This window comes from Amycolatopsis alba DSM 44262 (assembly GCF_000384215.1).
Lineage (GTDB): Bacteria > Actinomycetota > Actinomycetes > Mycobacteriales > Pseudonocardiaceae > Amycolatopsis > Amycolatopsis alba.
On sequence record NZ_KB913032.1, the window covers coordinates 2,041,448 to 2,055,802 of the forward strand.

Genomic DNA, 14,355 nt, shown 5'->3' on the forward strand with positions numbered 1-14,355 from the left:
GTCGCGGTGCACACGGCCGCGACCCGGCACCTGATCGCGAGGATCAGTGGCAGGTGTAGGTGGGAGAGGAGTCGATGGTCTTGCCGTCGAGACCGATCAGCTGGGTCGAGAAGGCGTTCTCCGACATGTTCAGCTTGAGCACGCCGTAGGTCGAGATCGCCTTCGCGGTGGCCGGGTGTTCGGTCTTGACCGGGTAGAGGGTCGCCCCGCCGCCACCGCCGATGATCTGCACCGGACCGGCCGCGTCCTTGTCACCGTCGGCGTTCTGCGGGTAGAACCGCTCGTAGTGGTGATCGTGCCCGTTGAGCACCAGGTCGACCTTGTTCTGGACCATGGTCTCCCAGAGGGTGGCCATCTTGTCGTTGTCACCGTGGTCACCCGAGGTGTAGCGCGGGTGGTGGTAGTACGCGGCGACGCAGGGTTTGGTGTTGTTCTTCAGGTCCTGCTTGATCCAGTTCAGCTGCTCGTCGCTGACCGCGTTCGCGGCGAGACCGGGCGAGAACTCCGTGCTGTCGATGGCGACGAAGTGCCAGTTGCCCATTTCCCAGCTGTAGTAGGTCTTCCCGTTCGGCGTCGCGATCTTGCCGAAGTACTTCTTGTAGGCGCCCAGCGGGGTGTCGTCGTAGGTCTCGTGGTTGCCTGGGATCGGGTGCATGATGCTCTTGTACTTGCCCCAGGTCTTGTCGAAGTACTTCGTGAAGTCTTCGATGTGGGCGTCGTCGTACTGGTTGTCGCCCATGGTGATCACCGCGGCCGGGTTCATCTGCCCGACCAGGTTGGCGGTCTTCGGGTGGATGCACGACGACGAGGACGCGGTGCACTGCTCCGCGATGTCACCGGAGGCGGCGAGCACGAACGACGAACTGCCGCCCGCCTGTGTGGTCGCCTGGATCGCGCCGCTGGCGGCCGAGGTGTTGCCCGCGGCGTCCTTCGCCCGGACGCTGTAGGTGTACGCGGTCGCGGCGGTCAGGCCGGTGTCGGTGAAGGAAGCGCTTTCCGTGGTGCCGACGACCTGGCCGTTCCGCAGCACCTCGTAGCCGGTGACGCCGACGTTGTCCGTCGACGCGGTCCACGTCAGGTCCACTGTGGACGCGGTGATCGAACCGGCTTTGAGGTTCGCGGGCGCGGTGGGCGCCTGCGTGTCACCGGTGGAGTCCGACGTTCCGTAGACCTGCATCTCCCAAAGGGAGTAGCCGTAGCTGGTGGCCCGTTTGGTCGCGACCAGGCGCAGGTAGCGACCCTTGCCGGACAGTCCGGTGAGGTCGTCGGTTCCGCCGTTTCCGTTGGTGACGGATTTGATCGAGGTCCACGCCGAGCCGTCGTTGGAGACTTCCAGCTTGTACGCGGTGGCGTACGCGGCCTCCCAGTTCAGCTTGACCCGGTTGACGGCGGAAGGACCGCCCAGGTCGACGCGGATGAACTGCGGTTCCGCGCCTTCGGCACTCGCCCAGCGGGTGCTGGTCTTCCCGTCGACGGCGAGCGCGCCGCCGTACGCGGAGGACTCCACCGAGGAGACGATGACGGGTTTGTTCTGGGACAACAGGACGTCGGCGGCTTGCGCGTTGCCACTGAGCAGCGTCGGCAACAAGATGACGGCCGCGCCTAAGGGCAGTAGTCGGGTTCTGGCCTTCACATCGATCTCCCCGGAAATCCGTGGCGGCGGGTTGAGAGGGACGGGTGCGCGGCGTTCACTTCTAGTACACTATTCGTTTGGTAACTTTCCTAACGAATGCGTACGGTAATCCGTACCACTCAGTGAGTCAAGACGTAGACTCGTCCCATGACCGGCGCCCTGATCTTCGACTTCGACGGAACGCTGGTCGACACCGAGGCGGCCGTGCTCGTGGCCTGGCAGGAGACCTTCCGCGAACGCGGCGGCGAACTCCCCCTCGACGTCTGGCACACCGTGATCGGCACGCAGAACACCGCGATCGCGATGTTCGAACTGCTGGAGAAGGACGACGAGCACCTCGACCGGATCGCGGTCCGCACCGGCGTCCGCGCCAGGGTCACCGAACTGCTGGAATCCGAGGGACCACGTCCCGGCGTCCAGGAATACCTCGACGACGCGAGGACGCAAGGCCTGCGGCTGGCCATCGCGTCCAGTTCGACCGGCGACTGGGTCTCCACCCATCTGAACCGGCTGGGCCTCGCGGACGTTTTCGAGGCCGTCCTCACCGGCGACCTCCACGAGGCGAAGCCGAGCCCGGACCTCTACCTGGCCGCGCTCGCCGCACTGGACCTGCCCGCGGCCGAGGCGATCGCGTTCGAGGACTCGCCGCACGGCGTCACCGCGGCGAAGGCGGCCGGACTGACCTGCGTCGCGGTGCCGAACCCGATCACCGCGGTACTGAACTTCGACCACGCCGATCTCGTACTGGGATCGCTGGCCGACAAACCGCTGGGCGAACTACTCGGTCCGTGAAGGCGGGCAAGCGCCGGTACCGAGTGGGTCGAGGTGGTCGCGAGTGGCGATTCGGGGTCAGAGCCAAGCGCGTCTTAGGTACCTACAGTCGTCCAGCCAGTCACGCGTGTCGTCCATCGGATCACACGTGCCGTCCACTCAGACACACGAAAGCCCCGACCGAAGCATCACCGGCGCGAGTTACTCAGTCGTTGAGCAGTTCACCCAGCCGGACCAAGAACGGGCGCTGACCTTTGAGCAGCTTCTCCTCCGCTTCGGCGAGCCCGAACCAGGCGGCCCTGTCGACCTCCGGGAACTCCTGCGTCCGCCCCGACCGCGGCGGCCACTCCATCTCGAAGGTGCCGGGGACGACCTGAGCCGGGTCGAGGTCGCCCTCCACCGCCCAGACCGTCACGACCTTGCCGCCGGACTGCTTCACCTCACCGAGAGGTAAGTACTCCCCCTCCGGCGCCGGCAACCCGAGCTCTTCGGAGAATTCGCGCCGCGCCGCGTCCTCCGGCGCCTCGTCCGGCTCGTACTCGCCCTTGGGTATCGACCAGCCGCCCGCGTCCTTCTTCGCCCAGAACGGCCCGCCCATATGCCCGAGCAGCACCTCGGTCACCTCGCCCGGCCTGCGGAAGAGCAGGATCCCGGCACTCGTCTTACCCGCCATGACGTCCAGTCTGACGCTGGTCCGAACGGGTGATGTGACCGGCCCGCGAAAAAAGTTTCCGCGCGGATGTCGATTGGCGGCGAGCCCATCCGACGCATGGGCATAAGCAGCCAGACAGAACTTCCCGGAAGGACCGGAACCATGACGCAGACCATCACCTCCGCCGAGACCACCGCCACCGCGACCACCCCGCGCGCCGCCAAGGCACAGGGCGCCATCCAGTCGGCCGTCCGGATCGTCGTCTCGTTCCTCTTCCTCTGCCACGGTTTGCAGGGATTCGGATTCTTCGGTGGCGTCGACGGCGCGGGCGGCTCCGTCGAGCTCGGTTCCTGGCCCGGCTGGTACGGCAGCGTGATCGAGGTCGTCGGCGCCGCACTGGTTCTGGTGGGCCTGTTCACCCGCCCGGTCGCGGTGCTCCTCTCCGGTGTCATGGCCTACGCCTACTTCACCGTCCACGCACCGGAAGGCCTGCTGCCGCTGCAGAACATGGGCGAGCTGTCGACTCTCTACTGCTGGATCTTCCTGCTGATCGCCGCGATCGGTCCGGGCACCTTCGCTCTCGACACGCTTCGCCGCCGCCGCTGACCCGGAATCGAAAGGCCCCTTTCCTGGAATGATTCCAGGAAAGGGGCCTTTATCGCGCACCTGTCGATTTCCTGTCAATAAATTCGGCCAGACCGCGGAATTACCCCCCGAAAGAAAGTTCCCTACGGATGGGGGTATCCGGCATCCTCTAGCACATCAATGGTTTAGACCACCTTGAGCCGGAAGGATGCGTCATGACCCAGACAGCCACCGCCACGACCACCGAGGTCGGTCCGACCGCCCCGAAGTGGCACGGACTGGCCCTCTCTGTCGTTCGCGTAGTGGTCTCGTTCCTGTTCCTCTGTCACGGTTTGCAGGCGATGGGCTTCTTCGACAAGCCCGCCGTTCCCGTGGGCACCTGGCCGAGCTGGTACGCGGGAGTGATCGAGCTGGCAGGCTCGGTGCTGCTCCTGGCTGGCCTGTTCACCCGCCCGGTCGCGATCCTGCTTTCGGGCACGATGGCGTACGCGTACTTCGTCGTCCACCAGCCCGACGCGCTTTTGCCGCTGCAGAACAAGGGTGAGACGGCCGCCCTGTACTCGTGGGTCTTCCTGCTGTTCGCAGTGGTCGGCCCTGGCACCTACGCGCTCGACACCTTGCGCCGCCGCCGTCGGTCCTGAAGTACACGAAGGCCCCCTTCCTTGCGCCTGTCGCAAGGAAGGGGGCCTTCATGTACTTGAAAAAGATCAGCGGCCCTGTGGCAGGCCCGCGGCGAGGTCGGACAGCGCGAGCACGTGTTCCATCAGCACGGTCAGCACCTGCTTCGTCGACTCGCGTTCCCGCGCGTCGCACAGCAGCAGCGGGACGTCCATGCCGACGTCGAGCGCCTGCCGGACCTCTTCGGTGCCATAGCGGTACGCGTTGTCGAAGCAGTTCACGGCGACGACGAACGGCAGTCCGCGGCGCTCGAAGAAGTCGACGGCCGCGAAGCAACTGTCGAGCCGTCGGGTGTCGGCCAGCACGACGGCGCCGAGCGCGCCTTCGGCCAGTTCGTCCCACATGAACCAGAACCGGTCCTGTCCGGGCGTGCCGAACAGGTACAGGATCAGTTCGGGGTTGATGGTGATGCGGCCGAAGTCGAGGGCGACCGTGGTGGTCGTCTTCTTCTCGACACCGGTGAGGTCGTCGACGCCCTCGGACGCCGCGGTGATGACCTCTTCGGTCCGCAGCGGGGGAACCTCGCTGACCGAACCGACCATCGTGGTCTTACCGACCCCGAACCCGCCGGCGATGAGGACCTTGACCGCGTTCGCGGTCAAGGATCGCCGGGGCTCAGAGTTTCCGGATGCCATCAAGAACCGCCTGGAGTACGTGTTTGTTGGGGGTGTCGGTGACCGGGGTCGCGGTGCGGAACAGCACGAGGTTCTGTTCGATGAGGTCGCTCAGCAGCACCTTCACCACCGGCAGCGGCAGATCGATGCGCGCGGCGACCTCCGCGACGGAGGTCGGTCTCTGGCACAGGTTGAGGATCCGCCCGTACTCCGGCTCGAAGCCGGCGACCTCGTGCGCGGTGCGCATGGCGACCACCAGCGTGATCAGGTCGAGGCCGAGCGTGTCCGAACGGGTGCGCCCGCCCGTGACGGCGTACGACCGGACAAGCGGCCCGGCCTCCTCCTCGAACCACGACTCGTGCCGCCCGGTCATGGCGAAAGTGGAGTCGCGGCGCGGGGCGCCGAAGTGAGCACGGCACCGACCCGTTTGACCATCAGGTTCATCTCGTAGGCCACCAGGCCCATGTCCGCGTCTTCCTTGGCCAGCAGCGCGAGGCACGCGCCGCGGCCCGCCGCGGTGACGAACAGGAAGGCGTGGTCCATCTCGACCATGGTCTGCCGGACGTTGCCGCCACCGAAATGCCGTCCCGTGCCCCGCGCGAGGCTCTGGAACGCCGACGCGACCGCGGACAGATGCTCGCCGTCCTGCTCCGACAGGTTGCCGGACCGTCCGATGAGCAGGCCGTCGGCGGACAGGACTACCGCCCTGTCGGCACCGCTGACACGCTTGACCAGGTCGTCCAGCAACCAGTCGAGTTCACTGACTCCCGCGTTGGCCATCTAGTCACGATCTCCGTACATGTCGTGGTCGGTGTACTCGTCGGTGGGTTCGGTGTCCCGGCCGCGGCGCGTCCCCTGCTGGAACGCGGCGAGGCGGTTCCTGGCCAGCTCGGGGGTGTCCTCGCGGACCTCCTCGCGCTGGACGGCAGGCCGGTCCTCCATCAGCTGGGGAACCAGGTTCGTCTGACGTCGGCGCTGCGGCAGCGGTGGCCTGCCCGGCGCCTCGGGGCCGGGCCGCCGGGTCTGCGGCGGACGGCCGTCCTGCGGTCGGGTGTCGGCGGGCGGCCACGCGGGCGGCTGCACCGCCTGCGGCCGGGCCTCGGCACGCGCGGGCTCCGGACGGATCGGCTCGGGCCGGGCCGGGTCGACTCGCGGCGTCTCGGGCCGGGGCACTCGCGGCTGGCGCGACGGCAGCGGCGGCAACGTGCCACCGGGCTGCTCCTGCTCCTGCTGGAACTGGGGTTGCGGCGCGACCGGCATCGGCACGGGCAGTTCGGGCCGCTCCGCGGGGAATTCGGTGCGATGGCGGGCGCGACGGCCAGGGAGCAGCGGTGCGGCGTCCGGCACCTCGGTGCTCTCGGGGTCCACCTCGTCCTCCGGCTGATCAGACGGGACCGGCGCGAGCAGGTCGGTGCGGACGAGCACGATGGCCCTGGTGCCGCCGTACGCGGATTCGCGCAGGTGCACGGAGATCCCGTGCCGCGCGGCGAGGCGCGCGACCACGAACAGGCCCAGCCGTGGCTCGGCTGACAAGGCCATGATGCCGAAATCCGGCGGATCGGCCAACATCTCGTTCAGCTCGGCGGCCTGCTCCGGCTCGATGCCAAGGCCCTGGTCCTCGACCTCGATCACGACACCCTTGCCGACCACGTTGCCCCGCAGCTCGACGCGCGACTGCGGCGGCGAGAAGGAGGTCGCGTTGTCGATCAGCTCCGCGAGCAGGTGCACGAGGTCGCCGACGACCGGGCCCTGCACCGCGATCGCGGGCATCTTCGCCGTCTTGACCCTGGCGAAGTCCTCGGTCTCGGCCGAGGCACCACGGGTCAGCTCGGCCAGCGTGACCGGCTTGCGCCACTGACGGCCGGGCTGGCCGCCACCGAGAATGATCAGGTTCTCGGCGTTGCGGCGGGCGCGGGTGGAGAGGTGGTCCAGCTGGAAGAGCGTGTCCAGCTGCTCCGGGTCCTCCTGTTTGCGCTCGGCCTGGTCGAGCACCTTGAGCTGGCGGTGCACGATGACCTGGCTGCGGTGCGCGATGTTGAGGAACACCGTCTTGGTGCCCTCACGGGTCCTCGCCTCTTCGACGGCGGCCGCGATGGCGGTCTGCTGCGCCTTGTTGAAGGCCTCGGCGACCTGGCCGATCTCGTCGTCGCCGTGGTCGAGGAAGTGACCCTTGTCGTCGAGGTCGACGGGTTCGCCCGCCCGCACCCGGTCGACCAGTTCGGGCAGCCGGATCTCGGCGACGTCGAGGGTGTCCTCGCGCAGCCGGGCGAGCCTGCCGATGAGCCGGTTGGACAGTCGCAGGGCGACGATGAACACGCCGATCGCCACCAGCAGCGCGATGGCCGCCGCGATGGCCGAGGTGATCAGCGTCCGGTCGGCCTCGTCGACCGCCTGCGTCGTGGCCGTACCGCTCTGCTCGACGAAGCCGCGCATCATCGCGTCACTGACGCCGCGCGCGGCCTGGAGCCACGTCTGCTCGGGGATGGGGAGCGTGGCCTTGCTGTTCTGCAGGAACGTGTTCTCGACCGTGTTGACGGCCTTCCACGGATCGCTGGCGACGAGCTGGTCGAACTTCGCCTTGACGTCCGGGATCATCCGCGAGACCGACGACTCCAGCTGAGAGCGGTAGGAACCGACCTCGGTGATGTAGGCGCGGTAAGTCTCGTCGGTGAAGCCGCCGCCCGCGACGGCCGCGGCGGCGAGGGCGTTCGCGCGCTGCATCTGGTCGATCGCGGTGAAGAGCGGGACCGCCGTGATCCGCTGATACGCGTTCTCGGCGTTCGGCGCGTCCTGGGCCAGCCCGGTGAGGCCGTCGACGAACTGGTCGAGGATCTGGTTGTAGAAGGTGAAAGCGTCCAGCAGCGGAAGCTGACCGGAGTCGGCCGACTGGCGGATCTGCGGCATCTTCTGGAACAGCCCGTTCAGCGTGGCGATGTTGCGCTGCACGCTGTCGGGCGAGTCCCCGATGAACTTCTGCAGGTGCGCGGCGACGCCCTGGGCGGCGGCGTCGGTCTTGGCACGCTGCTCCACGAGCGACGCGTGCTGCGAGCGGTCGCCCGCGAGCTCGCGCAGCGCCAGGCGCCGCTCTTCCTGTACTTGGACGAAGAAGGGGAGAGAAGGGGCTTCCGAGTCACGGATCCGTTGCGCGTAGTCGCGGCCGTTGACCGCGTCGGAGATCAAGTAGCCGCCGATCGCGAGACCGACGAGCATCAGCGCGATACTCGGAATGAGCGCGATCGTCAGAACGCGCGAACGAATCGATGAGCCGCGGCCTCGTCCAAGGGAAATCTGCTTCACCGTGGTCCGTTTTCCTTCCGGCAGTTATTGGTGTCGGGTCGCCGGGATATCTCAGTACCCGCGGGATCCGATAGCCGGATCAACACAGCGTGGTCCGCTCCGCCCGCGAAGACGCTAGGAGACCCAAACGGGTGAGTCAAGTCCGGACGCGAAGGGTAGTCGCGTATGGCCGTGACCAGGCGACGAGACGCGGGAGAACCTCGAAAGTCCACCACGTGGACCTGGGCGGTCCCACAAGTGACCCGCCAGTAGATCACCTGGCGGTTTACCGCAGGCAGCGGCTTGATCGACGATCGTCGGACTCGATCAAGTAACACCTTCGAACGTTCGCGTCCCGGCCGAAAAGTCGGCGAAAACTACTCGCCGTGACCTCGCTCACGCTTTCGGACCAGAGCTTCACATACCGTTCGGTTTGCGAACGACATCACCGCGGAGCAACGCCGCCGTAACGCCGTTCGAACCACGGAATCGAGAATTTCCGAAGCTTATTGCCGCCGATTCGGCGAAATGATCTTCGTCGGGGCGGCCGAGCTCGTCCTCCAGGACCGCGTCGACCCTCCCGGACGCGTCCCGGAGCAGCCGGACGCCCGCCCAGCACAACGTCACCACCCCGGCCGCCAGGATCACGACGAGTGCCGTCTCGACCGGATATCGCGAGCCGAATTCGTTGAGCAGGAAACCGGAGACGCCCCCGCATACGGCGACGGCGAAATAAGTGAACGACACGATCCCTCCTCCTCCCGGCGCTGCGGCCCGCGCCTTGCCGCTGAGACGGGTGACGCGGGTTTCCCTTACGCCACAGGGGAAGGATCTACGTCACACTCGCGGCGAGAGCGAACGTCGAGATTAACAGCGAATTCGGGAACGATCACCGGATCTCCCCCACTGGGGCGAGGTGATCACCTATTTGCCACCGATTTCCGAATGAGCTTCACCATTTTCACCACTCCGAGTGTCATGCTCGGACGTCTCGAAGCGTCGTGACGGCGCGGAGCACCTCGCCGTAGGTCGTGTAGAGCGGCGCCAGCCCGAATCGCAGCACGTCAGGCGGCCGGAAGTCCCCGATCACCCCGCGTTCGATCAGGGCCGCCATCGTCTTGGCCGCGTCGGCGTCGACGACCGAGATCTGGTGCCCGCGGTCCGCGCCGCGCGGCGTCGCGATCGTCGCGCCGTCGAGGAGCTCGTCCGCGCATCGGAAGAAGAAGTCGCCGAGCGCGAGCCCCTTCTTCCTCAGCTGCCCGCGGTCCACGTCGTCCCAGACGTCGAGGGCCGCGTCCAGCGCGAGCAGCGAAAGGATGTCGGACGTGCCCGCGCGGCCACGCGCGATCCCCGCGTGCGCCTCGTAGGTGCCCCGCATCGCGAACGGGTCGCGGTCGCCTGCCCAGCCCGCCAGCGGCTGCTCGAACCGGTCCAGCCATTTCGTTGCCACATAAAGGAAAGCGGGCGCGCCGGGGCCGCCGTTGAGGAATTTGTAGGTGCAGCCGACGGCGAGGTCCACCCCCGTCGCGTCCAGTTCGACCGGGAGCGCGCCGACACTGTGGCAGAGGTCCCAGAGCACCAGCGCCCCGGCACGGTGCAGCGCCCTGGTCAGCGCGGCCATGTCGTGGGCGCGCCCGGAGATGTAGTCGACGTGGTTGATCAGCGCGACGGCCGTCCGTTCGCTCACCTCGTCCGGCATGTCCTCGGCGACGACCCGGCGCACCGTGTGCCCGGTCAGGCGGGCGACCTCGTCGGCGATGTAGCCGTCGGTCGGGAACGTGTCCGCGTCGACGAGGATCTCGTCGCGGCCGGGGTCGATCCTGGTCGCGGCGACCAGCGCCTTGAACAGGTTCACGCTGGTCGAATCCGCCACGACGAGCTGCCCCGGCGCGGCGCCCACCAGCGGCGCGATCCGCTCGCCGACCCGGACCGGCGCCTCCCACCAGCCCTCCGACCAGGACCGGATGAGCCGCCCGCCCCACTGTTCGCGGACGACCGCGGCGACCCGTTCGGCCACGTGCTTCGGCGGCGCGCCCAGCGAGTTGCCGTCGAAGTATGCGACGCTCGCGTCGAGGTCGAATTCGTTTCGCTTGTGCGCCAAGGGATCGGCCGCGTCCAGTGCCGCGGCCTCGGCTACGAGGTCAGTCACGTCCGCCATCGTCGGCGAGTGTGTTCCAGAAGTCCAGTTCGTACGCCTGGAACAGCCGCGCGTGGGTCCGGGCGTCCTTTCCGGACAACCGCCCGGCGTCGAGCGCGGCCTGGACGGCTTTGACGGCCAGGTCCTCCAGCTCCGGCGACGGCGCGCCGAAGAAGTCGAAGAAGGCGCACGCCTCGTCGTCGAAGCCGTAGCGCTCGCGCATCGCGGCGGCGATCGCGGCGCAGTACCGGCCGAAGGCGGCGAAGTTGGCGACGATCGCCACGATGACGTCGGCCGGTTCGCCGTTGAGCGCCAGCCAGGCGACGAACGCCGGATACGCCTGGCAGCCCGCTCGCGGCTCGAAGCCGGGCGATTCCCCGGCGAGGGCGGGCAGCTTGCCGAGCGCCAGCCCCTCGCCCGAGGCCAAGGTCGCGAAGAACTCCCGCGCGTTCCGCTCCTGGGCTCGCGAGGCGAGGTGGAGGAAACTGCGCCAGTCGCTGCGGACGATCCGGTACTCCTCCGCGGCGATCGCGGCGAAGACCTCCCGTGGCGCTTCACCCGTTTCGACCAGCGGGACGAGCCGGTTGTCGTCGTCGTGGGGCGCGAGTTCCGCCTGTACCGCGTCGATCAGCTCACGTGCCGAACCGGTCATCGCCGAGGTTCCTCCTTGTTCGGTGCTGACGCGCTGAAAACGGAAAAGGTGGACATTTCGCGTAGCTCAACCGTGGCCGCGATTCTCTATCCACCACTGACGAGAGCACTTACAGTGTGCCTGATCAGGCAGCATCGAGGAGGCCAGAGTTGACCAACCAGCCGACCGTCGCCGAGCAGATCGAAGGCCAGACCATCCCCGCCCTGCTTCACCGCAACGCCGAAGAGTTCGGTGACCTGCCGGCGGTCACGTCCCTCGACGCCGAGGGCAAGCCGACCCTGAACTGGGGTGAGTTCCGCGCCGCCATCGCCGAGGTTTCCCGCGGTCTCGCCGGGCTCGGCGTCGGTGTCCGCGACCGGGTGCTGATCATGGCGCCGAGCAGTCCCGAACACCTGATCGCCGACCTCGCCGCCGCCCATCTCGGCGCGATCCCCTGCACCGCTTACGCGACGCTCAGCCCGGAGCAGATCGGGTTCGTCGCCCGGCACAGCGCCGCCGGCGTCGTCGTGCTCGCCGGTGCCGACGAACTCGGCCGCTGGTCCCGGATCTTCGACGACCTGCCCGCGCTGCGGCACGTCGTCCTGCTCGACGCGTCCGTGATCCCCCCGGACGACAAACGGTTCCTGTCCTTCGCCGACCTGCGCGCGGCGGGTGCCGAGGCGCACGCGGACGACCCGGAGGCGTTCGAGACGGCATGGTCCGCGATCGGCCCGGACGACCCGCTGTCGATGATCTACACCTCCGGCACCACCGGCGAACCCAAGGGTGTCGTGCTGTCGCACCGCAACGCGATCCACGAGGCCACCGCGGTCATGCGGCTGCACGACTCGCCGATGCACGCCACCAACATCGCGTACCTGCCGCTCGCGCACATCGCCGAACGCGAACTGTCGATCTACATGCCGATCGTGTGGGCCGGGCACGTGCACACCGTCGGCGACCCGACGGCCGTCGTCGGCGCGCTGGGACAGGTGCACCCGCTGAGCTTCTTCGGTGTCCCGCGCGTGTGGGAAAAGATGGTGGCGGGCCTGAAGAACCTGCTCGGCTCGCTGCCCGAGGACAAGCGGAACGGCCTGATCGCCGCGAACGAGCTGCTGCAACAGGGCTACAAACTGCGTAGTGACGGCAAGGAGGTCCCGCCGGAACTCGCGGAGAAGATCGCGCAGACCGACGCCGCCGCGCTCGCGCCGGTGCGGGCGATGCTGGGCCTGGACAAGGTCGAGGTCGCCTCCAGCGGTGCCGCCGCGCTGCCGGTGGAGATCCTGTACTTCATCGCCGGGCTCGGCGTCGAGATCCAGGAGGTCTGGGGGCTGTCCGAGACCACCGGCGCGGTCACCTCGAACACGCCGTCGGCGTTCAAGGCGGGTTCGGTCGGCCGTCCGCTGGACGGCGTCGAGGTCAAGGTGGCCGAGGACGGCGAGCTCCTCGTCCGCGGCGCGATCGTGTTCCTCGGCTACCTGCAGGAGGACGGCTCGATCAAACCGGACGTCGACGCCGACGGCTGGCTCGCCACCGGCGACATCGGGACGATCGACGAACGCGGCTTCGTCACGATCACCGACCGCAAGAAGGAACTGATCATCACTTCGAGCGGCAAGAACATCGCACCGACGAAGATCGAAGGACTGCTCAAGGAGCACCCGCTGATCGGGCAGGCCGTCGCGATCGGCGAGAAACGGCCGTACGTCACGGCACTGATCGTCGTCGACGACGAGATCGCGCCGGGCTGGGCGACCGCGAACGGCATCCAGCTCACCGAAGGCGAATCGCTCGCCGACAACGCCCAGGTGCGCGCGGAGATCGAGAAGGCCGTCGAGGCGGCGAACGCGCGGCTGGCCCGGATCGAGCAGATCAAGCGGTACCACGTGGTCCCGAAGGCGTGGACGCCCGAAACCGGTGAGGTGACCCCGACGCTGAAGCTGAAGCGGCGGATCATCAACGACCGGTACGCGCCGACGATCGCGGACCTGTACGCCGCCGGCTCCTGAAGTCCGTGAAGGCCTCCTTGAGGGAGTCAGTATTTGCTTACCCGTTGGTGCGGTTGGCGGTCGGGTGTGGAGGATTTGGGACGTTCAACGTCCTGAATCTTCCACGCTCGGTCTCGTTGTCGACGGGGGAAGATTCCGGCCGTTGAACGTCCGGAATCTTCCCCCGTCAGGTTGTCTGCCACAGGCATGGCAGGCACGACCTTGATCAACGGAGGATCGGGGACGTTGAGTGTCCCGAATCTTCCGTTGATCAAGGTCTGTGACCGGATATATCCGCGCAATACCGGGCCTCCTTGAGGGACCCAAACTCCCCCAAGGAGTCCTTCACGGACTGCCTCGTTCGACGACGAGTCGACGTCACAGACCACCCAGCTGGAAATGCCAGATGACCTGCGCGGGCGCGCCTGCGCTGACGGCTCGTGCCGCTTCGGGCACCATGTCGGCCAGACACCACGGCCACAGCTCCCACGGTCCCACCGCCCCGAACGTGCCTGTCCGATCCGCGGGCCCCGACCGTCCGTTCGCCGGCAGGAGAGGTTCCTCGCAGCGACGCACGTGCAGTCCCACCGGCAACGCGGCACGCAGGTAGTCCCCGATCGAATGGCGGTAAGCGCTCAGCCGTCCAGGTCGGCCATCAGCACTGCGCACGGGTGGAATCGCGCCCTGCGCCACTCGCTCGGGGTGCATGTCGGCGATCACCAGGTGCCCGCCTGGACGCAGAACCCTGGCGAACTCCGCCATCACCGGCTCGAGCGTCGGAATGTGGGTCAGCGCCAAGGCACACACGACCAGATCGACTTGAGCGTCGGCCACCGGGAGCCGGTGCAGATCACCGACCAGGAACTCGCCCTGCGGCACCCGGACACGCGCCCGCGCGAGCATGTCGGGCGAGCCGTCCACGCCGATGACCCGATGGCCACGCCCGGCCAGGAACTCCGCATAGCGACCGGTCCCGCACGCGGCGTCCAGAGCAACGCCCACGGGCAGCGAGTCCACGATCTCCTTGACCACGGGCTCGTCGATGTCGAACGCCGCGTTGGGCTGGTCATACGTCTCCGACCACAGTCGGTAGCCGGTAACCGTGTCGACCCGGTCGACCTCCACGGCCGCGTTTGCCAACGTCTCGTCGGCGAGCACCCTGCGGATCTCCGCGATTCGGGCCTCCACGAAGTCGCGGTCGAACTCTCCGGTGAACGCGCGCAACAACGCGATGCCCTCAAGCCCGAGCAGATACGCCCGCGGGTCTTCATAGATCACTCGCCGGAGGCTAACGATGCGTCTCCGGGTGAGCCACCGAATTGTCGGGTCGCATCGCCGGAGCCACCGGGAAAAACGGTCGCCGCGGGGTGGCGCCGCTGCTAACTTGCGG

At 67.7% G+C, this 14,355-nt stretch carries 14 protein-coding genes; 4 read left to right on the forward strand and 10 right to left on the reverse strand.

Translation table 11 applies throughout. The features are described 5' to 3' along the window. Positions 1-43: 43 nt before the first annotated feature. On the reverse strand, positions 44-1,633 hold the full coding sequence (locus AMYAL_RS0109440) for a discoidin domain-containing protein (RefSeq protein WP_143267975.1): 1,590 nt from the start codon (positions 1,631-1,633) through the stop codon (positions 44-46). 147 nt (positions 1,634-1,780) lie between these two features. On the opposite strand from AMYAL_RS0109440, the gene AMYAL_RS0109445 reads away from it, so the two are divergent. Then, positions 1,781-2,425, forward strand: coding sequence for an HAD family hydrolase (locus tag AMYAL_RS0109445; RefSeq protein WP_020631062.1), 645 nt, complete (start codon positions 1,781-1,783; stop codon positions 2,423-2,425). Between the two features lie 184 nt (positions 2,426-2,609). On the opposite strand, the gene AMYAL_RS0109450 is transcribed toward AMYAL_RS0109445, so the two are convergent. Next, complete coding sequence (locus tag AMYAL_RS0109450; RefSeq protein WP_020631063.1) at positions 2,610-3,077, reverse strand: NUDIX hydrolase; 468 nt, start codon at positions 3,075-3,077, stop codon at positions 2,610-2,612. A 141-nt stretch (positions 3,078-3,218) separates the two neighbouring features. On the opposite strand from AMYAL_RS0109450, the gene AMYAL_RS0109455 reads away from it, so the two are divergent. Both AMYAL_RS0109455 and AMYAL_RS0109460 read left to right on the forward strand, forming a co-directional pair. Beyond that, the gene (locus tag AMYAL_RS0109455; protein ID WP_020631064.1) at positions 3,219-3,662 is read left to right on the forward strand and encodes a DoxX family protein; all 444 of its coding nucleotides are present in this window, start codon (positions 3,219-3,221) and stop codon (positions 3,660-3,662) included. A gap of 194 nt (positions 3,663-3,856) precedes the next feature. Continuing rightward, the gene (locus AMYAL_RS0109460; protein WP_020631065.1) at positions 3,857-4,282 is read left to right on the forward strand and encodes a DoxX family protein; all 426 of its coding nucleotides are present in this window, start codon (positions 3,857-3,859) and stop codon (positions 4,280-4,282) included. 66 nt (positions 4,283-4,348) lie between these two features. Here the strand turns inward: AMYAL_RS0109460 and AMYAL_RS0109465 are convergent, their stop codons facing one another. From AMYAL_RS0109465 to AMYAL_RS0109495, 7 genes are all read right to left on the reverse strand, one after another. Continuing rightward, entirely contained in the window at positions 4,349-4,954 is a 606-nt protein-coding gene (locus AMYAL_RS0109465; RefSeq protein ID WP_026466899.1) for a GTP-binding protein, read from the reverse strand. Then, a complete protein-coding gene (locus tag AMYAL_RS0109470; protein WP_020631066.1) occupies positions 4,935-5,306 on the reverse strand; it encodes a DUF742 domain-containing protein in 372 nt (123 codons plus the stop codon). Before AMYAL_RS0109470 ends, AMYAL_RS0109465 begins: the two co-directional genes overlap by 20 nt. Next, a complete protein-coding gene (locus AMYAL_RS0109475; RefSeq protein WP_020631067.1) occupies positions 5,303-5,713 on the reverse strand; it encodes a roadblock/LC7 domain-containing protein in 411 nt (136 codons plus the stop codon). Before AMYAL_RS0109475 ends, AMYAL_RS0109470 begins: the two co-directional genes overlap by 4 nt. Next, positions 5,714-8,230 carry a sensor histidine kinase gene (locus AMYAL_RS0109480; RefSeq protein ID WP_020631068.1) on the reverse strand — a complete coding sequence of 839 codons (2,517 nt, stop codon included), beginning with the start codon at positions 8,228-8,230 and terminating at the stop codon, positions 5,714-5,716. A gap of 396 nt (positions 8,231-8,626) precedes the next feature. Then, a complete protein-coding gene (locus AMYAL_RS0109485) occupies positions 8,627-8,956 on the reverse strand; it encodes a hypothetical protein (protein WP_020631069.1) in 330 nt (109 codons plus the stop codon). 229 nt (positions 8,957-9,185) lie between these two features. Beyond that, positions 9,186-10,367 (reverse strand): kynureninase, encoded by a 1,182-nt coding sequence (locus AMYAL_RS0109490; RefSeq protein WP_020631070.1) that lies wholly within the window; start codon positions 10,365-10,367, stop codon positions 9,186-9,188. Beyond that, positions 10,351-10,998: a TenA family protein gene (locus AMYAL_RS0109495; protein WP_020631071.1), complete on the reverse strand. Its 648-nt coding sequence runs from the start codon at positions 10,996-10,998 to the stop codon at positions 10,351-10,353. Before AMYAL_RS0109495 ends, AMYAL_RS0109490 begins: the two co-directional genes overlap by 17 nt. Positions 10,999-11,147: 149 nt before the next feature. Here AMYAL_RS0109495 and AMYAL_RS0109500 point away from each other — a divergent pair, with 149 nt between their 5' ends. Next, entirely contained in the window at positions 11,148-12,986 is a 1,839-nt protein-coding gene (locus AMYAL_RS0109500; RefSeq protein ID WP_020631072.1) for an AMP-dependent synthetase/ligase, read from the forward strand. A gap of 357 nt (positions 12,987-13,343) precedes the next feature. On the opposite strand, the gene AMYAL_RS0109505 is transcribed toward AMYAL_RS0109500, so the two are convergent. Continuing rightward, positions 13,344-14,243 (reverse strand): methyltransferase domain-containing protein, encoded by a 900-nt coding sequence (locus AMYAL_RS0109505; protein WP_020631073.1) that lies wholly within the window; start codon positions 14,241-14,243, stop codon positions 13,344-13,346. Positions 14,244-14,355 lie beyond the last annotated feature (112 nt).